This window comes from Burkholderia theae (genome assembly GCF_048565265.1).
GTDB classification, from domain to species: Bacteria; Pseudomonadota; Gammaproteobacteria; order Burkholderiales; family Burkholderiaceae; genus Burkholderia; species Burkholderia theae.
Window position 1 is genome coordinate 457796 of record NZ_CP183461.1, and the last position, 21961, is coordinate 479756.

A 21961-nucleotide genomic window follows, 5' to 3' on the forward strand; every position below is an offset into this window, starting at 1 on the left:
CAACACCGCGCTGGTTACTGCGCGACCGGCACCGTCACGTCGCTGCCGAACCAGTGCATCGAGATCTTCTTCAGCGTGCCGTCCTTGTGCAGCGATTCCAGCGCGTCGTTGATCGCCTTCTCGAACTTCGGATTGCCCTTGCGGAACGGGATCGCCATTTCCTGCTTGCCGCCGTTCAGCACCGCACCCGCGCGCAGCGGCAGGTTCGACGTCTTGATCATGTACGGCAGCATCAGGCGATCGTCGAGCGTCGCCTCGATCCGGCCCGCGGCGAGGTCGCGCAGCTTCTCCGGCGCGCCCGGGTACGTCTGCACCTCGATGCCCGGCACGGTGCGCGCCATCTGGTCGTAGTTGGTGCCGAGCGTCACGCCGAGCTTCTTGCCCTTGAAATCGTCGAGCGACTTGAAGTTGCGCGTGTCGTCCTTGCGCTGGATCAGCTGTGCGGCCGAGTACGTGTACGGCTGGCTGAAGTCGAGCGCTTCCTTGCGCTGCGGCGTGATCGTGACCTGGTTGACGATCACGTCGAACTTGCCGGCCTGCAGGCCCGCGATGATGCCGCTCCATTCGGTCGGGATGAACTGCGTCTTCACGCCGAGCTTGCCGGCGACCGCGTTCGCGACGTCGACGTCGAAGCCTTCGAGCTGGCCCGACGTGCCGCGCGAGTTGAACGGCGGATAGGTGCCTTCGAGGCCGACGCGCAACACGCCGGCTTGCTTCACCGAATCGAGCAGATCGTCCGCGTGCGCGGCGACGGCCGTGAAGCCGAGGGCCGACGCGAGCAGCAGGCCCGACAGCAGGAACTTCGAACGTTTCATCTCAGATCTCCAGGGTTCAGTGTTGTGTGTGTAGTGAGCGCAGGGCGCCGGTCGGGCCCGGCGGGCCGCAATACGGGCACATAGACACTACTCGCAACCAAGCCGCGCCGGAAGTCGAATTGGCCCTGATTGCAATCGATTTCAGGGGCCGCGACGGGTGCACGGGCTGGCCGGAATCAGTGCAGGCGGCGTGCGGGCAGAACGAATGACGCGTCATTAATTCCGGTGGGTTTTCAGGGACTGACGTAATTTCTCTGTAAAATCGCGCGAGCGAAATCCAATGCTCGCGCCATCCGAGGGCGCGCCAAAAGAAGAAAAGGCCGTTGCCATGAACATGCAGAACACAGTTGCCGCATTGCGCGGCGGGTTGCTTCAGCAGGACCGGCTGTTGAAGCTCGATACGCCGTTGGGGGCCAATGTCCTGACCGTGCAGCGGGCAGTCGGCCGTTCGCGCATCGGGCGCGCGTACGGGTTCACGCTCGACGTGCTGTCGACCGATAGCGATCTGGAACTTAAAAAACTGATCGCGCAGCCCGTCACGTTGTGGATTCAGCAGAGCGACCGCAGCTACCGGCCGATCAACGGATACGTGCATACCGCGCGCCGGCTGGGCGCCGACGGCGGGCTCACGACCTATCAGCTCGAGTTCGCCGATTTCACCCATTTCCTGAAGTTTCGTCGCGATCAGCGGCTCTGGAACGACACGACCGTCGACCAGATCATCAGCGACGTGCTGAACAAGCATCCGCAGGCGCAGGGTCATTTCCGCTTTGCGCTGTCGAAGCCGCTGCCGAACCGCTCGTACACACGCCAGCACGACACCGACTGGCATTTCGTGCATCGGCTGATGGAGAACGAAGGGCTCTACTGCACATGGCAGCAGGCCGACGACGGCAAATCGCATACGCTCGTCATCACCGACAACCTGCAGGCGTTCACGCCGCTGTCGCCGGAAACCGTGCGCTTCTATCACGGCGGCGCCGCGAGCGAGGCTGACGCGTTCACGCAATGGTCGGGCACGCGCACGCTGCAGAGCGTCACGCGTTCGACGCGCACGTTCGACTACAAGAATCCTTCGCAGCCGTCGAACCCGAAGGGCACGTCGCTGCCGACGATGGGCGGCCAGGGCGAGTTGCCGGATCAGCTCGAAGTCTACGAGTACACGGGCGCTTACACGTATCTGGACCAGACGCGCGGCGACCATCTGACGAAGGTCAGGATGGAGGAGTGGGAGTCGCAGGCGAAGCGCTTCCATGGCGCGGGCGGTGTGCGCGCGATCGACGCCGGACGGCGTTTCACGCTGGCCGATCATCCCGAGCACGATCGCGATTCCGCCGATCAGCGCGAGTTCGCCGCGATCGAGGTGGCGTGGTGGATCGAGAACAACCTGCCCGTCGCGAGCGACAGCGCGGACTTCCCGTACAGCCTGCGCGAGGCATTGACGCAGGCACAGGACGGCTACGGCGCCGATCCCGCGTTTCGTGTGCCGCACGACGATGGGTCGGCCGGCTTCTATCTCGTCGAAGTCGAAGCGCAACGCGTGAACGTGCCGTATCGCAGCCCGTTCGAACATCACAAGCCGGAGATGCACCTCGAGACGGCGATCGTCGTCGGGCCGCAGGGCGAGGAAGTCTATACCGATGAACTTAACCGGATTCGCGTGCAGTTCGTGTGGGACCGCCTGAATCCGGGTAACGAGAACGCATCGTGCTGGGTGCGCGTCGTGCAGTCGGATACGGGCGGCGGCTACGGCGGCGTGCACGTGCCGCGCATCGGCGAGGAAGTGCTGATCGACTACGTCGGCGGCGACTGCGACCGGCCGCTGGCGGTCGGGCGCGTGTACAACGGCGCGAACCAGCCGCAGTGGCATACCGACGGGATCCTGTCCGGATATCGGTCGAAAGAATATTCGGGCGGCGGCTACAACCAGCTCGTGATGGACGACGCGACCGGGCAGAACCGCGTGCAGCTGATGAGCAGCAGCGCGAACAGCCTGCTGCATCTCGGCTACATCATCGACCAGAGCGGCAATTCGCGCGGGTCGTATCTCGGCAGCGGGTTCGACTTGCGCTCCGATGCATATGGCGCGGTGCGGGCGAGCCAGGGCTTGTACGTGACGACGCATCCGAAGTCGGCCAATAGCCAGCCGCTCGATGTGAAAGAGGCGCAACAGCAGCTCGTGACAGGCGAGAGTCTTGTCGAAGCGATGTCGGGCGTGAGCGAGCAGCATCAGGCGGAAAGCCTGAAAGACGCGCAGGACACGATGCGTGCGTTCACCGACGCGACGCAAAGCAGCGCATCGGGCAGCGCGTCCGGCGGACGCACGGCAGGCGGCGGCACCGGCAACGCGAACGCGTTCAAGGAGCCGGTGATGCTGTTCGGCAGTCCGTCCGGTATCGGGATGTCGACGCAGCAGTCGGTGCACGTGGTTGCGAACGATCACGTGAACGTCGCGAGCGGACAGAGCGTGCACGTTGCGGCAGGCAAGTCGCTGCTGGCGAGCATCGGGCAGAAGCTGAGCCTGTTCGTGCAGAACGCGGGGATGAAGCTGTTCGCGGGCAAGGGCAAGGTCGAGATTCAGGCGCAGTCGGACAACGTCGAAGTGACCGCGCAGAAGGCGGTGAAGATCGTGTCGGCAACGGGGCAGATCGAGATCGCGGCCGATCAGGGGATCCTGCTGACGAGCGGCGGCGGGTATATCCGCATTCAAGGCGGGAACATCGAGATTCATACGCCGGGTGCGGTGGATGTGAAGGGCGCGTCACATACGTTCGCGGGGCCGGCGAGCATGGGGTATCCGTTGCCGAGTCCGCGGCCGGATCAGCCGGGGCAACTGGAGTTGTTGCACAAGTACGTGAACGGCGAGGCGGTCAAGGGCGGGTTGTTCACGGTGAGAGACGTGAACGGCGCCGTGTTGAAGAAGGGCGCGCTCGACAACAGCGGCCATACGGTTGTGAGCGGCTTGCCGCCCGGCGCGGTGCGCGTCGAGTTCGGGAAGGACCCGCGCGAGTCGGATCAGCCGGCGAACTATTTCAAGCAGGCGAAGTGGCCGGCCGAGCCCGTCGAGCCGTCGCCGGAAGCCGCGCAGGCAGCGGCAACGGGGCAGCTTGCCAGCCAGTTGCAGGGCATGGCGCCCGCTGCGGCGACGGCTGCCATGGGGCTCGTGAGCGGTGGTGGCGCAGGCGCAGCGCTGGGCGGGCTGGCGAGCTCGGCGTTGCCGGCTGCGGCGGGCGCGCTGGGTGGCGCGGGCGCGGTGTCCGCGTTGCAGACGGCTTCGAGCCTGGGCAGCGCCGCGAAACAGGTGGCCGGAATGGTGCAGGCCGCACGCCAGGGGGGGCTCGCGGCGTTGGCCGCACCGGCTGCGAACGCGGCATCCGGGGCGCTGCAGGGTGCATTGCCCGGCGTCGCCGGGATCGCGGGCAAGGGCGCGACGACGGTGGCGTCGGCGGCCGGTGCCACCGGCATGAAGCTGCCGACGAGCGGTTTTGGCGGACCGCTGAAATCCTGAGAGGGCGGCGCGTCAGCCGTCAAGAACAACTAAATCACGATTTGAACGAATAACGACATGGCACAACAACTTCCGCCGGACGCCGAGAAGGAACAGGCCGTTACCTGGCTCAGTGATATTTCGCCGAAGGATGTCGCGCAAGGCGGCAATCGCTTCGACGCGTGGCTGCGCAAGATCAGCGGCAACCACGTTACGTTCGAGGACGTGAAGACGGTTGCGGGCGCGGTGCCGATCGTCGGCAACATCATGGCGGCGATCGATGCGCTCGGCGATATTGCCGAGATCATTCAGAAGCGCGGCGGGAAGGTTCTCGACTACATGAGCCTGGCGATCAATCTGATCGGCATCATTCCCATTCCGCCGACGCTCGCGCCGTTCCGGATGTCGGCGCGTCCGTTGCTCGCACTCGTGCGAAACCAGTTGCTGATCACGCGCAGCAATCTCGGCGCGGCGCTCATTTCGGTGCTCATCACGCATATCAACGCGACCTGCGCGACGGAGATCGAGGACTTCCTGAACAAGCTGAAGGAAGGGCTCGGGAAGCTGCTCGACGGGTGTGCGGCGAAGGCGGAAGAGCTGATGGTCGCGATCGCGACGGGGATGGATCGTGCGTTGCACGGCCAGCTCTTCGACAACAGCGGCAACCTGAAGCGCGCCGAACAGCTCGCGAAGAAGATGCGCGACAACCGGCCGTGGTATAGCGCGAGCCGGGTGGGTGACGGGCTCAAGTTTGCGTATGAGGGCTATAAGGCACTCGGCAAAACGGTCGGTAACGCGACCGTAGGTACTGCGGCAAAGCTCGCGCCTGATTCGTGGCTCGAGCCGTTTCGCAGCACGGTGGCGTTCCTGAAGACCGAGGCGCCGAAGGTCGCGTCGTCGATCCGTTCGCTGGCCGGCAGTGAGGAAGGCAAGATGATGTGGCTCGTCTTGCAGCTGATCGAGGCGGTAGGGCGCGTGAAGGCGCGTGCGAAGCTTCACGAGCAGAGTGCGGAGGTCAAGCCGGCGGGGAAGGGGCAGGCGAAGAAGACGCGAGAGCAGGAGGGGCTGGAGGCGACTCATGGGCAGGCGCCGGCGGAGGGGGCCGGCAAGAGCGGTTGTAAGTCCTGTGGGCTCGGAGAGTCGCCGGCGTCGATCGATTTTGCATTTGGCGACGAAACCTTCTCGCATGTTGATTTCGATTTCCCAGGTGCACTGCCGCTCGTTTGGGCACGCACGTACCGCTCGCGGCTTTCTGCCTACGACAACGGCGAACTGGGCGCGCGCTGGATTACGCCATATACGACGCGAATCGATATCGAGAACGGGAAGTGGATCTATCGCGACGCGGAGGGACGTAGCGTCGACTATCCGGCACTCGCGGCGGGAACGGTGCACGACGATCTGTCGGAGAACCTGACGTTGTCGCGTCTCGACGATACGTGGGTGACGGTTTCGTATGGTCATGACGAGCTGCACGTGTACGAGCGACGCGGCGATGCGTTTCGCCTTGCGATGCAAAAGGATCGCGCCGGCAACACGATTACGCTCGATTACGATGCGCTCGATCGCCTTGCACGGCTGATCGATGCGAGCGGCAACGTGCTCGCGTTCGAGCACGACAGGCACGGCCGGATCGTGCAGGTCGAACAAGTGCTCAAGGGTGGTGAGCGCCGCACGTTGGCGAGCTACGAATATGACGCAGAGGGCGACCTCGTACGTGCGGTCGATCGCCATGGCAATGCATGGACCTATCAATATCGTCGACATCTTGTCACTCGCTATACCGATCGCACGGGGCGAGGGATGACGCTGGAGTGGGATGGTGCGGAGGCCGACGACAATGCGAACGCGAAGTGCATTCGCGAGTTTGCCGACGACGGCAGCCTCGACATCCGTCTTGCGTGGAATCCGAACATTCGCTTGACGTACGTGACCGATGCACTCGGTCAGATGACGCGGTACTACTTCAACATTCACGGTTACGTGAACCGGATCATTTATCCGGACGGCAACGAGGAATGGTTCCGGCGCGACGAGCATCACAACCTGGTTCTGCACATTCGACAAGACGGCAGCATCGAGCGGATGGAGTATGACGCGCGCGGCAATCGGGTCCGGCATGAGCGTGCGGATGGCAGCGTTGTCGAGATGGTTTACGACGACAAGGACCAGATGGTCCGGACGATCGACCCGAACGGCCATGCGTGGCAGCGCAAGTATGACGACGCGGGCAATGTTGTCGAGGAGCTCGACCCGCTCGAACGTGCGACGAAGTACAGCTACAACGACAAGGGGTTGCCGACGCAGATCATCGATGCGAAAGGTGGTTCGAAAGCGCTCGAATACAACGATGCGGGGCAGTTGACGAGCTATACGGACTGCTCAGCCAAGAAGACCGAGTGGCGTTACGACGACATTGGCCGCGTAATCGAGGCGAAGGATGCAGCGGGTGGGGTGATCGTTTATCGCTACGGTTCGAACGGGCAACTCGTCGAGTTACGCTCACCGGCGGGTGTCGAGCATGTCCAATCGGACGCGGAAGGCCGCTTGCTGAGGCATACCGATCAGCTCAACCGGTCGACGCAATACAGCTATGACCGAGCTGGCCGGATCGCGAGCCGCGTGGATGCACTCGGGCAGACGCTTGCGTATCGCTACGATCGTCTCGGGCGACTGACCGCATTGACTGACGCCAATTCCGCGACGTACCAATTTCATTACGATCCCGCGGGGCGGTTGATTGAGGAACTTGGCTTCGACGGTAAATCGACTCGCTACGAGTACGATCCGGAAAGCGGCAGCCTTCTCGCAGTGAACGAAGCGGGAACAGTAACGTCGATGGAGGTCGACGTGAGTGGCCGCTTGATGAAGCGCACGGCGGGCCAGTGCGAAGAGCGCTTCGCGTACGATCCGAGCGGGCGGCTGATCGAAGCGGTGAACCGGCAGAGCCGTGTGCAGTTCTTCTTCGATCCGGTTGGCAATCTCGTGCGGGAGCATCACGCCTACAGCGTGTTTGGTGAACAACGCAGCTATGTCTGGCATCACGAATACGATGAACTGGGCAACCGGCGGCGAACGGTGCGCCCGGATGGTCATGCGATCGATTGGCTGATGTATGGCTCCGGGCACGTGCACGGGATGCTGTTGGACGGTGAGGAGCGCGTGCAGATCGAGCGCGATGACCTTCATCGCGAGACGGTGCGGATGCTGTCGAGCAAGATCGGGCAACACACGATGTATGACCCGGCGGGCCGCGTGTTGCAGCAGACCCTTCAGCGGACGACATCGCCGGCGCCGTTGTCCGAGCGGCGGTATCGCTACGACGCGACGGGGCAACTGTCGCGCATCGAGGATAGCCGCAAGGGCGGGACGGACTATCGGTACGATCCGGTCGGACGATTGATCGAGGCGATCAGCCCGATTGCGAAGGAACGATTCGCGTTCGATCCCGCGAGCAACCTCGTCGATTCGGTTCGGCAAGAGACGGAGCGGCACGCGCGGCCGAGCCCGGTGAGGCCGGAAAATACGCTGCCAGTCGAGGTTCCGAAGGTACTCGGCAACCTGCTGAAGGCGTATGCGGGGATGCATTTCGAGTACGACGCGCGGGGGAATTTGACCCACAAGCGTACTCCGGCGGGGGAGCAGGAATACGAGTGGGACGAGTTCAACCGCTTGCTGGCGGCGCGCGTGGCGGAGACGTCACGGCAGAGCCAGTCACGTTATTTCTATGATGCGTTCGGCCGTCGAATTGCGAAGGAGGTGAACGGCGAGCGGACGGTGTTCGGGTGGGATGGCGACACGCTTGCGTATGAAAGCGACGGGGCGTCCGGCACGCACTATATTTATGAGCCGGGGACGTTCGTGCCGTTGGCGCAGTATGTGGCTGAGCCGGTGGTGGGAATCGCGACGCCGGAGTGGAAGAGCACCGATCGATATGTGCCGGAGGACGATCCGCTGCAAAAGGTGCCGGAGCGGCGGGCGGATGCCAAGCTGTTCTATTACCACTGCGACCAGATTGGTACGCCGCAGTTGCTGACGGATGATGACGGCGATGTCGTGTGGGAGGCTTCGTACAAGGCGTGGGGTGAGGCGCGGGAAGTGATCGCGCGAGCGTCGAAGGCCGCCGGAATTGCGCCGAGGAATCCGTTGCGGTTCCAGGGGCAGCAAGTCGATGAGGAGACGGGGCTCGCTTACAACCGATATCGGTACTACGATCCCAGCACTGGCAGATTCGTCAGCAAAGATCCCATCGGATTGGCCGGAGGTATGAACGTCTACGCCTATGCGCCGTCGCCCGTTCAGTGGATTGATCCACTAGGATTGGCTAAGACAACTTGCGATTTATACGCATTTGGTAATGCCAGTGGGCCACGCGACCCTAGAGTCCAGGGCGTTAATACGAAGCCAGGACAAAACGCAGATTTGATCGCCGACGCAGATGGAATGGTGGGGCCAACTACTGCAGGGGGGGCGTCGACATTCGGTGATGTTAATAAGGCGCCTATCAGTGGTGCTTATCACAGGCTTCCAGCTGGAACAGAATTGCCGGACGGGATAGATGTCGTCGCAGATGGTAAAGATGTTGGCGGGTCGCATGCTGCAACGCATCATACAATCTGTCCGTCTAAGCGAATGTCTGGACAGACATTCATTGAAAAATTCAAAAATCTGCCTTGGATAAAGGCTGGGAAAAAGTAGTCATGGAAGACAAAGATGCCGATCTGTGGGTCAATCTCAAAAAGACTTTTTTGGAATATATGAGATTGAAAGGAGTGTTTGTGAGAAATCCATCTGCGGTTTCTTTTGTTCAGGGGGCTTTTTCTGTGCCGGATGAAAGGGCGCTAGCCATTGATTTGGTTTCGGGTTATCCGGATGCGGAACGGGTCATCTTTTTCAAGCAGTTGGTTTCAATGGCGAGCTATGTAAATGGCTTCACGGAGAGGTGTAGGGATTTGATATTGGATTTGCCGCGTGACTGGGTGATGAAAAATATCGAAGCTGAGGTCGATGAGTTGCTGGCTGATGGGGATTATGAGGAATATCGCTGTTTGCTAGAGTTGTGTCGTAAGCTGGATCGAGAGTTGATGGTTAAGTTTGCGAGGCGTGCTCTGGATAGTCCTGATGAAGATGTCAAGGATGTTGGGGCGGATTTTTTATCCAGTTAATTTAGCTATGTTCAGTTCAGGTAGGGCCGCACATTAGTGGCCTATCTCTACAGGTACTCTGCTGAGCACCGGCTGGTACGGACCGCTATGTGTCGGAAGAGCGCCCGATACAGAGGTTCCGCAATGGCGGGGGAACGCTATGATGTTCGATTACAACTACGACTAGATCGGTACACGGCTCAGTTCGCATGAGACAGACGGATAGACACCGACAGGATCTGGCGTGATGTGCTGCCAGACGAATTCTCGGGCTGGATCGGTGCATTCGACATCGTGTATTTCGGGCAACCGACCTAGCGGATTGCGGTTCGTCGGGAATGCGCTGTGGAGCATCGGGCGACGTGCAATGTCCGTGACCAAAGACAGCCGGCCAAGCCCACCAGCGTGGAATTGGCATAATCACGGCTTGCCGCCGCGATTTCTCGGCCACCCCGACGATTCACCCAGTTACAACTGCAATACCCATGTCGATCTCCACCGCGACCGAAGTGTCGCTGAAGCACATTCTTGAACACCCTGGCGATTTCTCAGGATGGCTCTGCCTGCCACCGATGCCGTGGACGCTCGATACCGAGGGCATCTTCTCCGAAGACACGAATGACGCAGACACCGACGAAAACACGGCGCCCGTCATCGCGACCCAACCCGGCTGGCAAGTCACTCTGGACAGCGCGACAATCGAGGACATCGTGATCAATGCGCACGACCAGGTCGACGAGCCGAGCGTTACGCAATTGCTCGACGCGTTCGTCTTCTATGTCGAGAACGACGCATTTATCCTGTTCTGACGATGCACTAGTCGCACGATGGCAGGCCGCTGCATTGCCATGCTTCGTCCGGCGTGTAGTTGTCCAACAGAATCTGCAACGAGCGAGCTTTTGGCGAAAACGTGATGACGATCCCCGACGATGTGCATGCCCATTTGTCGAAACAGACCGGTAATGTAGAGCGCGACGATCCGGAAGCTGTACTCGACGCACTCGACCGTCTCCGCATCTCTCGCGACACCGAATTCGCCGCCTTCTATCTCGCGTACCAAGGGCCTTTTATCAGCCGTCGCCCAATTGCCGAGTTATGGGATCTGCTCGACTACTCTGGCATCGTCGCGTCGCTCGACTACGTGCGGGATCGCTATGAGTTTCCGGATCACCTGTTGCCGCTGACATCGGATGAAAGCGAAGGAATGTACCTGTACGATGCGCTGTCTGGTGCGGTCCACGACTACGATTTGAGCCGGCATACGCGATTCATGGCCGGAGAAATCGATGCGCGCTGGGTCACGTTCTCGGCGTTCCTGACGTGGTATTTCGACGACGAGGCTGGAAGTTAGGCCGGTAGCGGTTGAGTGCATGCGAGTATCGCGATGAAACGCGCTGACCAATACGCTTCTGACGCGCTTCTGACCGGAACAAGATTTCACACATGGTGCGAATGACATGCGCGACCACGAATTCGAAGTGATCTACGTCTACGCAGGCCGCTCCAGCGACGGGCATCCGGTTCACGAAGAACTCCCCGCGCGCGAGATCGCCCCAGGCCACTACGAACTGTTGGCGTCCCCTGGGCTCACGCTGAATCTCGCCAAAGGCGACATCATCCGCATCGACGATCCCGATCGCCCCGCGACCGTAGTGAAGCGCGGCGGCAACTACTGTATCCAGGTCTACGGCGACACCATTCCACGCGACGAAATCGACCGGCTCGCACACGAAGTGGAGATCGAACTCGGCGGCACGCTCGACGGTCGCTACGGCGGCTCGCTTGCGCTATCGGTGCCGTCGAAGGCCGGTGACGAGCGAATTCGCGCAGTATTCGATGGCTTTACCGCGAGATCCGGTCTCGCGTGGTACTACGCGAACATCTACCTGAACTTCGAAGATCCCGAGGACGAGACGTTGCTCGATTGGTGGATCGACTGATAACGGAACAGCACCGATCGAGCGACCGGAACGAACACGCGTCGGGCGCCGGCCTACTTTTCATTCGGGCTAACTCGTCGCACGACAGGAAAAGGAATGGAATGAACATGGCAGACGATCCGTCGGCACTGCTTGCGCATCAGGAAGCTATCTGCACGCGATATGGCCTATCTGCCGTCGAACCCGAAGACATGGTTGCCATCGCGATGTCGACGCTTGGGCAGATGCCTGTCTACGGCACGCGTATCGCGCTATCTGAAGGCGACAACATCGGCTGGTTTTTCCATTGCGGCGAATTTTCCGACACCGCCGATTTTTACCAGCCGCTGCACGCCGCGCATCTGTCCACGTACTTGCCGTTGGTTCGACCGTACCTGAGGTTACCGCCCGGCGCGCGCTTCATCATCGACGGCGCCGGCTACGAAGATGTCTGGATGGATTTGCTTGCCGATGACGCATCGCGGTAAGCCCTCGACGGCCCACGACACGCTGCAACAAAAAAGGACCGCTTAGCGGTCCTTTTCGCGCGCAGCAACCCGCACCCCTCAAGGCAACGAAATCGTCAAATTAGCCGACTCCGGCCCGACCTTGATCACCTGCGAATAAGGCGCCAGCGCCTGCAGCGTCTTGTCCTTCAGATACGTGTTGAGCCCGAGGAACCCGAGCAACGCAACCAGCGCAAAGACCGCCCCGATCGCCCACACCGGCACCTCACGCTTCAGCCGATGCGCAATCTGATCCGGCAACGGCCAGTGCGGCGCAAACGGCGCGCGCTTGCCCTTCATATGCGCGATCTCATCCCCGAGCCGCGCCGTCAGATAAGCGAGCTTCTCCGGCCCCTCGAGCAGATACTTGCCCTGGAACCCGAGCAGCAGGCACATATGAAACACCTCGAGCGACTGCAGCCGCGCCGCACCCTGCGCACGACATTCCTCGAGATACTGGAAGAACTTCTCGCCCGCGAGCTGTTCGCCGAACAGCACGAGCTGCAGCGGCCGGCGTTCCCAGTCCGCGCGGATCTTGAACTGCGACGACAGCACCATTTCGTCGATGGCCGCGCAGAACGCGAACTTCGCGCCGTACACGTCCTCGGCGGCGATATTCAGCTTCTTCGCGCCGCGCTCGAAATCCGACAGGAATTCCTGGATCTTCGTGCTGAACTCGCTCGCGCTGTCCGGCTCGCGGCCGTTCTTGAGCAGGAACAGCATGAAGAACCCGTCGTACAGCAGGTCGACCAGCGAACGGGCCTGGAACGCGGAATCCGTCGACGCCGGGGTATGCATGGGGGCCGGCGCGTTGTCGCCGAACAGGGAAGGCGCGTAGCTCATGATGTGACCGCGATCAGTTCGAATTTCAGGTCATTGATGCCAGTCGGCGCGTAGATCATCGCGGACTGGGCCTGCAGCATGCGCTCGTACAGCGCGCCGCGCGAATCGAGCGAGAAGTAGCAGGCGCCGGGTCGCACGGGGATCGCGGGCGGCACCTGCGGCGTGTACGAGAGCCGCACGCCGGGCATCGCCGACAGCACGAGCTTGTCGACGTCGTCGGGCGCGCCGACCTTGAAGCGGGCCGGCACGGCATCGACGAGCTCGACGCTCGGCATGTCCGCGGACACCGCCAGATAGAACTCGGTCTTGTCGTCGATCTTGCCCGAATCGAGGCGGCCGAGATGGAACGACGGACGTACCTCGTCGAGCGTGATCGAGAAGTAGCGTGTCGAGATCACGGTGTCGAGCAGCTCGCGCAGTATCAGGTCGAGACGCGCAAAGCTTGGGCCCGGATCGTCGTGGCGGTACACGGGCAGGTCGGCGAGCGTATAGCCCTTCGAGAACGTCATCAGCTGGCCCGCGAGGCGCAACAGTTCCTGGTACAGCCGCTCGGGATGCAGCGCCGCGTGCTGGTGCAGGTGCGCGAGCGTCGCGAACGCGGCGTTCGCGGTGTGCAGCAGCCAGAACGACGCGATGTCTCCCGAACGGAACTCGATGATGTTCTTCGACGGCTCGCGGTGGAAACCGTACAGCGCGTTCACCTTCGCCTGCAACGCGTCGACCAGCTGGCGCAGCCGCTGGTGCAGGATCGGCGAGGCCTCGATCGCGAGGCACGGCGGAACGAAGCTGTCGTCGATCTCGAACCCGGACGTCGCGGTGCGGCGCACGCGCACGAGCGGCACCGACAGCAACTGGTCACGCGGTTCGCTATGCGCGATCAGCTTGACCTGCGTCTTCAGGAACGTGATGTCGGCTTCGGCCGCGTCGGTGAAGTTGTCGGCGACGCTCGTCTGCTCGCTGACGAAACGCGTCATGAAGCCGGCGGCCGGATCGTCGCTGTAATTGGTGCTGTTCTCGCGCAGCGGGTGCAGCGCGAGATAGAACACGAATTCGTTGATGCCCTCGGGCAGCGTGTCCAGCGCGATCGGCGGCGGCAGCTCGTCGGCCTGCGGCCCGGCGTACAGCGCGCCGTCCGGGAACACGAGCGCGAGTTCGGCAACCCGCAGCACGTTGCTGCCGAGCGCGTCGCGGTCGATGCGCACCGAGCGCACGCCCCAGTTGTAAGGCTGGATCGCCTGGATCGATTCGAACAGGCGCGCTTCGTGGTACGCGTCCTGTCGCTGAAAGTGTTGAGGCCGGAGGAACAGCCCTTCCCCCCACAGCACCTTGGCCGAATAACTCATGTCAAATCCGGTTAATGTCGCGTTGCGAAGTAATCGATTTGTTCGTGCCCGAATTAAATCGCCAATTGTTAACTCTTGTTAATTGACATTCGTGCGTCATGCTTAACCGCAAGAGACCGAAGACAGCATATTCAGCGGTTGCGAAGGCGCACCTTGTTGCGGTGCGATGACGGTGCCGTCGGTGACCGTCATCGCGCAATTATGCAGGCCGATAATTATGCCGGATTTCTCCGACTTTACCGGATCGAACGTCAGTTTCCATCGTTGTAGTGCGGGATCGCGGAACAACGCGACGATGCCGAATGCCTGCGCTTCGCGCGAAACCTTCTCGGTCGCCGTGTAGCGCTGGCCCGGAATCAGCGTGATTTCACGCACGTTCAGCAGGTCGGCGCCAAGCGCGGCCTTTTCCTTGGTCGGATCGGTAAATGCATCGAACGGCGCCTGCTGGAACGACGTCGGGTCCTTCAGCGCATAGAGCCGCACGACGAGCGCGAGCGGCTTGTTGTCGGTCGCGGCATTCAGGTTCGGCGCGGCAGCCAGCGTGAGCCCGATATTGCGCGGCGGCTTTTGCGCGTCCGGCAGGTCGGGCTTGCCGACGCCGGCAGCCTGCAGCACGGCGCTCGCGGCCGAGCCGAGCAGCGGGGCGGCCGCGCATCCGGCCAGAAGGGCGCAGGCAACCAGCGGCAGCGCGTAGCGAATCATGGACGATCTCATCGTGTTTCCGGCGTGCCGCCTTTATCCCTGTCAAAACTGCCGGGTATTTGCGCGTTCAATGCGTATCCCCGGCATTGCACTGTTCAACTATTAAGCACGCCCGCGTCGTGGCAAGCGCTCGGAAATTTTTTCCGCCACCCGGGCGGCTCGTCGCGCAACCAGTAAAACTTGCGTATTCCGGCCGAAAGAAAAACCGCTGCGAGCCTGCAGCGAGAGGCCATTCGCGGGGGTAGCGCCCGGATTTAAAAGGAATTACTCTTCACACGACGATTGAATTATGAAAAATTGATCGGTACTATACCCGCGCGCTTCTTGCAAAGCAAAAGAACCAGATTCTCAACGATTTAAAACTCACGCGCCGGTGGATATAACGATGAAAGACCGTCTCTTCGCAAAACTGTCTGGGGTAGTAGTGGCTTGCGGCGTGATCGCCGGCTGTGCGAGCCAGCCTCCCGCGCCGCCGACTGCCGAGGTGTTCAACAAGTCGCTGGCCGATGCGGACGCGGTTGCGAAGGCAGGTGACCAGGACAAGGCCCTCGGCCTGTATCAGCAGCTTGCGAAGTCGGATCCGACGCGCGAGGAACCGTGGTCGCGCATCGCGCAAATCCAGTTCGCCCAGAACCATTACGGCCAGGCAATCGTTGCCGCGCAGGAAGCACTGCAGCGCGACGCGACCGACCGTCAGGCGAAGAGCGTGCTGGCCGTCGCCGGCCTGCGGATCGCGACGCAGTCGCTCGGCGAGCTGCGCCAGGATTCGTCGCTCGCGGGCGACGCGAAGTCCGACGCGCAGGCGCTCGCGAAGCAGCTGCGCGACACGCTGGGCGAATCGGCGCTGTTCCCGCCCGAAACGAAGGTCGTGAAGCCGCGCCCGCCGCGCCGGATCGTCCATCGTCCGAAGGGCGCTGCCGCACCGGCAGCCGAAGCAGCGGCGACCACCGCGCCGACGCCGCCCGCCACACCGCAAAAGGGCGGCGGTGACCCGTTCGGCGCACTGCGCAACTGACGCGACAACTACAACCAACCTGGGAGCCGTCGATGGCCAAGAAAGAAAGCATTCAGAAAAGCTTGCAGAAAATACGGCCGCCGCGCGTCCAGCTGACCTACGAGGTCGAGAAGGGCGACGCGATCGAGGTGAAGGAACTGCCGTTCGTCGTCGGGGTTGTCGGCGATCTGGCGGGCCAGTCCGAGATCGAGCAGCCGAAGCTGCGCGACCGCAAGTTCGTCAATATCGACCGCGACAATTTTGACGACGTGATGAAGGCGATCGAGCCGCGTGCCGCGTTTCAGGTGGAAAACCGCCTGAGCCCGGAAGGCGGCAAGTTCGCGGTCGACCTGAAGTTCCGCTCGCTGTCGGATTTCAGCCCGGACGAAGTCGTCGAACAGGTCGAGCCGCTGCGCCGCCTGCTCGAGGCACGCTCGAAGCTCGCCGACCTGCGCAACAAGCTCGCCGGCAACGACAAGCTCGAGGATCTGCTGTCCGAGGTGCTGAAGAACACGCAGCAGCTGCAGGAGCTCGCCAAGGGCACCGGCGGCGACAAAGACGGCGAATGACGACGGAGTGTTGAGATGAACCAGCAAACGGCTGCGGCCCAAGCCAGCGGCGCGGAATACGCCGCCGGGACCTCGCTGCTCGACGACATCGTCGAGAAGAGCAAGGTCGCGAAATCCGATTCCGAGCATGCACGTGCGAAGGACCTGATCGGCGAACTCGTGCACCAGGTGCTCGACGGCACGGTGATCGTGTCGGACAACCTGTCGGCGACGATCGACGCGCGCGTCGCGGAACTCGATCGCCTGATCTCCACGCAGCTTTCCGCGGTGATGCATGCGCCGGAATTCCAGCGCCTCGAAAGCACGTGGCGCGGCATGGATTACCTGGTCAAGGAAAGCAACACCGGCCAGACGATCAAGATCAAGGCGCTGCACGCGCCGAAGCGCGACCTCGTGCGCGATTTCAAGGGCGCGAGCGAGTTCGACCAGAGCGCGCTGTTCAAGAAGGTCTACGAAGAAGAATTCGGCACGTTCGGCGGCTCACCGTTCGGTGCGCTGATCGGCGATTACGAGATCTCGCGCCAGCCGGAAGATTTTTACTTCATCGAGCAGATGTCGCGCGTCGCGGCGGCCGCGCACGCGCCGTTCATCGCGTCGGCGTCGCCGGAGCTGCTCGGCCTCGAGACGTTCTCCGATCTCGGCAAGCCGCGCGATCTGGCCAAGGTGTTCGACACGGTCGAATACGCGAAGTGGAAGTCGTTCCGCGACTCCGAGGATTCGCGCTACGTCGGTCTGACGCTGCCGCGCTTCCTCGGCCGCCTGCCGTTCAATCCGAAGGACGGCCAGACCGCGGAACGCTTCAACTTTGTCGAGGACGTCGACGGCACCGAGCACGACAAGTACCTGTGGTGCAACGCCGCGTGGGCATTCGCGGCGCGCCTGACGGCCGCGTTTGACGACTTCGGCTGGTGTGCGGCGATCCGCGGCGTCGAAGGCGGCGGCCTCGTCGAGGACCTGCCGACCCACACGTTCAAGACCGACGACGGTGAAGTCGCGCTGAAGTGCCCGACCGAGATCGCGATCACCGATCGCCGCGAGAAGGAGCTGAGCGACCTCGGCTTCATCCCGCTGGTCCATTGCAAGAATTCCGATTACGCCGCGTTCTTCGCTGCGCAGTCGGTGCAGAAAGCCAAGAAATACAGCACCGACAGCGCGAATGCGAACGCCGTCCTGTCCGCTCAGCTGCAGTACATCTTCTCGGTATCGCGCGTCGCGCACTACCTGAAGGCGATGATGCGGGACAAGATCGGCAGCTTCGCATCGGCGCAGAACGTGGAGACTTTCCTCAACCGGTGGATTTCGCAGTACGTCCTGCTCGACGACAACGCCTCGCAGGAACAGAAAGCGCAATTCCCGCTGCGCGAGGCATCCATACAAGTGTCGGAGATTCCGGGCAAGCCGGGCTCGTATCGTTCGGTCGCGTTCCTGCGCCCGCACTTTCAGCTCGACGAACTCTCGATTTCTCTGCGACTTGTCGCTGATCTGCCCAAATCGGCAAATTCATAAGCGAGCAAAATCGCCCGGGCGGGCCGCCTGGGTAGGACGTTAAAACCACCTCTTTGGGGAGTAGAAGGACCATGTTACACATTCACTTGCAGTTTGGTAGCCCGGCAGTCAAGGGCGAGTCCGCGGACAAGGACCATCAGGGCTGGCTCGAGCTGAAGTCGTGGGATCACTCGATCCTGCAGCCGCGCTCGGCGACTGCTTCGTCGGCCGGCGGCCTGACGCAGACGCGTTGCGAACACGGCGACATGGTGTTCTCGAAGGAAATCGATTCGGCGAGCCCGCTGCTGTACCAGCACGCGTCGGGCGGCACGACGTTCGACGAGGTGACGATCCATTTCTCGCGCGCGGACGGTGAAGGCAAGCGCGTGCAGTATCTGGAAGTCAAGCTCAAGTACGTGATCATCTCGAGCATCGCGCCGAGCGTCCGCGAGGAAGGCCTGCCGATCGAGACGTTCTCGCTGAAGTACGCTGCCGTGCAGTGGAAGCAGACCCAGCAGAAGATCGGCGGCAACCAGGGCGGCAACACGCAAGGCGCCTGGAGCCTGACGAAGAACGACAAGACCTACGCGGTCTAAGGTCGGTTGCGGCAACGGGGCGCGCGGCGTCCCGTTGCCGCTTTAGCAGTGCATGCCGGCCGATGAAACGATTCGAACCCAGTTTTCTCGACAAGCTGTTCGACGACGAACCGCACCTGCCGGCCTCGGCAGCGATGCGGCAATTGTCGCTGGACGAGCTCAAGAACACGGTCGCCCGCGACGTCGAGGCGATCCTCAACACCCGTATCGCGCACACCGAGAACGAACTGGCCGCGCTGCCGGAATGCCAGAAATCGGTGCTGACCTACGGGCTGAACGATTTCGCGGGGCTGAGCCTCGCGAGTCACTACGACCGCGCGTTCATCTGCAAGTCGATCCAGCAGGCCATCGCGCGCCATGAGCCGCGCCTGCAGCAGGTCCAGGTGGCGTTCGAGCTGAACGAGCAGGCGACCAACGCGCTCTACTTCGCGATCCAGGCGCTGCTCGTCGTGCACCCGGCCGAGGAGCCGGTGAGTTTCGACGCGATGCTGCAGCCGTCGACGCTGCAGTATTCGGTCACGCGCGCACGCGCCGCGAGAATGCAGTAAATCAAGCCGCCGAGCGGGCCGGACCGCCCGGTGGTTGATCAGGTCCGGCAGGAAATATTGAGGTTCGGGGTCGTCGATGGAAGAATTGCTGCCGTATTACGAGCGCGAATTATCGTTTTTGCGGCGCTATTCGCGAGATTTCGCCGAACGCTATCCGAAAATCGCGGCACGGCTCGCGCTGTCGGGCGAGCATTGCGAGGATCCGCACGTCGAGCGGATGATCGAGTCGTTCGCGCTGCTCGGCGCGCGCATCAACAAGAAGCTCGACGACGACTACCCCGAATTCACCGAAGCGCTGCTGGAAGTGCTGTATCCGCACTATCTGCGGCCATTTCCGTCGTGTTCGATCGCGCAGTTCACGCCGGCGTCGCCCGGCCAGCAGACCGAGCCGGTCGTGATCGATCGCGGCACCGAACTGAAGAGCCGCCCGATCCGCGGCGTGCAGTGCCGGTTCCGCACTGCCTACGACGTGACGCTCGCGCCGATCCGCATTTCGGAAGCCCGCTACACGCCGGTCGCGCTCGCGCCGAGCGCGACGGTGCTGCCGTCCAATGCGACGGGCGTGATCTCGATCACGTTCGAATCGCTCGCCGCGCAGCTCGATCTCGGCGCGCTGAAGGTGCCGACGCTGCGCGCGCACCTGCACGGCGAGCAGTCGTTCGTCGCCGCGCTCACTGATTGCCTGTTCGTCAACGTGCTCGGCGCGTATGTCGAGCCCGAACGCAACGGCCGCTGGACCGCGCTGCGCAAGCTGCCGATCGCGCAGGCCGGCTTCGGCGAGGACGACGCGCTGATCGACTACCCGGCGAAATCGCATCCCGCGTACCGCCTGCTCACCGAATACTTCGCGTTCCCCGACAAGTTCGATTTCGTCGACTTCGACCTCGCGGCGATCGCGCGTGCGTCGGGCCATTGCCAGCGCGCGACGCTGCATCTGGTGCTGCAGGACGTACGAAGCGATTCGCACGTCGCGCGGCTGCTCGAACTGCTGACGGCGAGCCACTTCCGGCTGTTCTGCACGCCGATCGTCAACCTGTTCCGCCAGCACGGCGAGCCGATCCGCATCACGCACCGCGCGGTGTCGTACCCGGTGATTGCCGAGGCGCGCCGCGCGTTCGCGTACGAGGTGTACTCGATCGACTCGGTGAAGCTCGTGCGGCAGCAGGCGCATGAAGAATCGGTGATCGAGTTCCGGCCGTTCTATTCGCTGCATCACGGCGAATCGGCGCGGATCGGTCATTACTGGTTCGCGCGCCGCAACGACTGGGTCGCGCAGAAGAGCCCCGGCTACGAAACGGAGATCTCGATCGTCGACATCGACTTCGAGCCGACGTCGCCGCAAACCGACACGCTGAGCCTCGACCTCACTTGCACGAACCGCGACCTGCCGGCGATGCTCGCGTTTGGTCTCGAGGGCGGCGACCTGTTCCAGGAAGGCGGTGCGCAGACGAGTGGCATCTCGCTGCTGCGCCGCCCGACGCAGAGCGTGCGCTTCGAGCGCGGCCGCGCCGCGCACTGGCGGCTCGTGTCGCACCTCGCGCTCAATCACGTGTCGCTGGTCGCGCACGGCCTCGCGCCGCTGAAGGAAATGCTGACGCTGTACGACCTGCGGCGCACCGCCGTGTCGATGCGCCAGATCGACGGCCTGGCCGGCATCGAGCAGCGCGGCGCCGTGCAGTGGCTGCCCGGCAAACCGTTCGCGACCTTCGTGCGCGGCATCGAGATCCGCCTGACGATCGACGAGGAGCACTTCGTCGGCGCGAGCCTCGCGTCGTTCGTGCGCGTGCTCGACAGCTTCTTCGGGCTTTACGTCCACCTCAACAGTTTCGTTCAACTAGTCGTCGTGTCGAAGCGCACCGGCGAGGAGATCATCCGATGCAAGCCCCGGACCGGCGAGTCGATCCTGGCGTAGTCGACGCGCTGCTCGACGAACCGCACCGCTTCGAATTCTTCCAGGCGGTGCGCGTGCTCGAAGGACTGTTCGCGCGGCAGGCGTCGGATGCGCCCGGCGCATGGCGACAGGGCGACGTGGTCGCGCAGCGCATCGAATTCCGCAACACGCTGTCGCTCGGCTTTCCGCCGAGCGAGATCGAGGGCGTGCGCTCGTTCGACGACGACGGCGCGCTGCTCGACTCGGGCGAGCAGCGCAAAGCCGCGCTCGCGTCCGGCGAACTCGGCCACGTCGAGCTGACGCCCGCGTTCTTCGGGCTGCTCGGCGCGCAGGGCGCGCTGCCGCTGCATTACACCGAGCAGATTGTCGCACGCGAGCACCATAAGCGCGACCACGCGGCCCGCGCGTTTTTCGATGTGTTTTCGAACCGCGCGACCGCGCTGTTCTATGCGGCGTGGAAGAAATACCGGCTGCCGTTCCATTACGAGCTCGACCGCGACGAGCGCTATCTGCCGCTGCTGCTCGCGATCGCGGGCGTGCCGAGCGACGAGGTGCGCGACAGCCTCGCGGCCGGCGTCGGCGGCGTGCTCGACGAGGCCGTTGCAGGTTACGCGCTGGCCGCGCGGCACCGGCCGATGTCGGCCGCGTACCTGCAGCGCACGCTGTCCGACTATTTCCGCGTGCCGGTGAAGATCGACCAGTTCGTCGGCAAGTGGTACGACGTGCCGCCCGACCAGCTGAGCGTGCTCGGCGAGGTCAACGCGGTGCTCGGCGCGACGGCGCTGGTCGGCGAACGCGTGTGGCAGCGCGACATGCGCGCGCGGATCGTCGTCGGCCCGCTGTCCAAGCGCGACTACGAGGCGTTCCTGCCCGGCGGCGCGCAGGCCATCGCGCTCGAACGGATGCTGACGCTGCTCGCCGGCGTCACGCTCGAGTACGAGGTGAAGCTGGTGCTGAAGCGCACCGAGGTCGGCGCGAGCGTGCTCGGCGCGGGCTCGCGGCTCGGCTGGGACGCGTTCCTCTGCACGCGCGACGCGATCGACGACCGCTCGGACGCACGCTACGAACTGCACGTGATTCACTGATTCCAAGGGTCTGTTTACATATGGAACGCGCATG

At 62.8% G+C, this 21961-nt stretch carries 18 protein-coding genes; 14 read left to right on the forward strand and 4 right to left on the reverse strand.

Annotated features, from left to right (window positions below; translation table 11 throughout):
- Positions 1 to 14: 14 nt before the first annotated feature.
- Complete coding sequence (locus tag ACN22W_RS02255; RefSeq protein WP_129513568.1) at positions 15 to 815, reverse strand: transporter substrate-binding domain-containing protein; 801 nt, start codon at positions 813 to 815, stop codon at positions 15 to 17.
- A 328-nt stretch (positions 816 to 1143) separates the two neighbouring features.
- On the opposite strand from ACN22W_RS02255, the gene ACN22W_RS02260 reads away from it, so the two are divergent.
- From ACN22W_RS02260 to ACN22W_RS02290, 7 genes are all read left to right on the forward strand, one after another.
- Complete coding sequence (locus ACN22W_RS02260) at positions 1144 to 4323, forward strand: type VI secretion system Vgr family protein (RefSeq protein ID WP_419686031.1); 3180 nt, start codon at positions 1144 to 1146, stop codon at positions 4321 to 4323.
- A 57-nt stretch (positions 4324 to 4380) separates the two neighbouring features.
- Positions 4381 to 9000 (forward strand): RHS repeat-associated core domain-containing protein, encoded by a 4620-nt coding sequence (locus tag ACN22W_RS02265; RefSeq protein ID WP_419686033.1) that lies wholly within the window; start codon positions 4381 to 4383, stop codon positions 8998 to 9000.
- Between the two features lie 2 nt (positions 9001 to 9002).
- Positions 9003 to 9467 (forward strand): hypothetical protein, encoded by a 465-nt coding sequence (locus ACN22W_RS02270; protein WP_419686034.1) that lies wholly within the window; start codon positions 9003 to 9005, stop codon positions 9465 to 9467.
- Positions 9468 to 9931: 464 nt separating this feature from the next.
- A complete protein-coding gene (locus tag ACN22W_RS02275) occupies positions 9932 to 10255 on the forward strand; it encodes a DUF7716 domain-containing protein (RefSeq protein ID WP_419686035.1) in 324 nt (107 codons plus the stop codon).
- A 104-nt stretch (positions 10256 to 10359) separates the two neighbouring features.
- The gene (locus ACN22W_RS02280) at positions 10360 to 10797 is read left to right on the forward strand and encodes a hypothetical protein (RefSeq protein ID WP_419686036.1); all 438 of its coding nucleotides are present in this window, start codon (positions 10360 to 10362) and stop codon (positions 10795 to 10797) included.
- Between the two features lie 106 nt (positions 10798 to 10903).
- Positions 10904 to 11386 carry a DUF4265 domain-containing protein gene (locus tag ACN22W_RS02285; protein ID WP_419686038.1) on the forward strand — a complete coding sequence of 161 codons (483 nt, stop codon included), beginning with the start codon at positions 10904 to 10906 and terminating at the stop codon, positions 11384 to 11386.
- 101 nt (positions 11387 to 11487) lie between these two features.
- Complete coding sequence (locus tag ACN22W_RS02290; protein WP_419686040.1) at positions 11488 to 11853, forward strand: immunity protein Imm33 domain-containing protein; 366 nt, start codon at positions 11488 to 11490, stop codon at positions 11851 to 11853.
- Between the two features lie 78 nt (positions 11854 to 11931).
- Here ACN22W_RS02290 and icmH read toward each other — a convergent pair whose 3' ends face one another.
- From icmH to tssJ, 3 genes are all read right to left on the reverse strand, one after another.
- On the reverse strand, positions 11932 to 12714 hold the full coding sequence (icmH, locus tag ACN22W_RS02295; protein ID WP_048251034.1) for a type IVB secretion system protein IcmH/DotU: 783 nt from the start codon (positions 12712 to 12714) through the stop codon (positions 11932 to 11934).
- A complete protein-coding gene (gene tssK / locus ACN22W_RS02300) occupies positions 12711 to 14057 on the reverse strand; it encodes a type VI secretion system baseplate subunit TssK (RefSeq protein WP_048251033.1) in 1347 nt (448 codons plus the stop codon). Before tssK ends, icmH begins: the two co-directional genes overlap by 4 nt.
- 102 nt (positions 14058 to 14159) lie before the next feature.
- Positions 14160 to 14771 carry a type VI secretion system lipoprotein TssJ gene (gene tssJ, locus ACN22W_RS02305; RefSeq protein ID WP_048251032.1) on the reverse strand — a complete coding sequence of 204 codons (612 nt, stop codon included), beginning with the start codon at positions 14769 to 14771 and terminating at the stop codon, positions 14160 to 14162.
- A gap of 373 nt (positions 14772 to 15144) precedes the next feature.
- Here tssJ and ACN22W_RS02310 point away from each other — a divergent pair, with 373 nt between their 5' ends.
- From ACN22W_RS02310 to tssG, 7 genes are all read left to right on the forward strand, one after another.
- A complete protein-coding gene (locus ACN22W_RS02310) occupies positions 15145 to 15774 on the forward strand; it encodes a tetratricopeptide repeat protein (protein WP_419686043.1) in 630 nt (209 codons plus the stop codon).
- Positions 15775 to 15806: 32 nt separating this feature from the next.
- Positions 15807 to 16322, forward strand: a complete 516-nt coding sequence (gene tssB / locus ACN22W_RS02315) for a type VI secretion system contractile sheath small subunit (protein ID WP_006484395.1) — start codon at positions 15807 to 15809, stop codon at positions 16320 to 16322.
- Positions 16323 to 16337: 15 nt separating this feature from the next.
- Positions 16338 to 17828 (forward strand): type VI secretion system contractile sheath large subunit, encoded by a 1491-nt coding sequence (gene tssC / locus ACN22W_RS02320; RefSeq protein ID WP_048251030.1) that lies wholly within the window; start codon positions 16338 to 16340, stop codon positions 17826 to 17828.
- Between the two features lie 71 nt (positions 17829 to 17899).
- Entirely contained in the window at positions 17900 to 18403 is a 504-nt protein-coding gene (locus tag ACN22W_RS02325) for an Hcp family type VI secretion system effector (RefSeq protein ID WP_048251029.1), read from the forward strand.
- Positions 18404 to 18465: 62 nt separating this feature from the next.
- Complete coding sequence (tssE, locus tag ACN22W_RS02330; protein WP_048251028.1) at positions 18466 to 18951, forward strand: type VI secretion system baseplate subunit TssE; 486 nt, start codon at positions 18466 to 18468, stop codon at positions 18949 to 18951.
- A gap of 76 nt (positions 18952 to 19027) precedes the next feature.
- Positions 19028 to 20863: a type VI secretion system baseplate subunit TssF gene (gene tssF / locus ACN22W_RS02335; RefSeq protein ID WP_419686047.1), complete on the forward strand. Its 1836-nt coding sequence runs from the start codon at positions 19028 to 19030 to the stop codon at positions 20861 to 20863.
- Positions 20827 to 21927: a type VI secretion system baseplate subunit TssG gene (gene tssG, locus ACN22W_RS02340; protein WP_412022574.1), complete on the forward strand. Its 1101-nt coding sequence runs from the start codon at positions 20827 to 20829 to the stop codon at positions 21925 to 21927. The genes tssF and tssG overlap by 37 nt, the downstream gene beginning before the upstream one ends.
- Positions 21928 to 21961 lie beyond the last annotated feature (34 nt).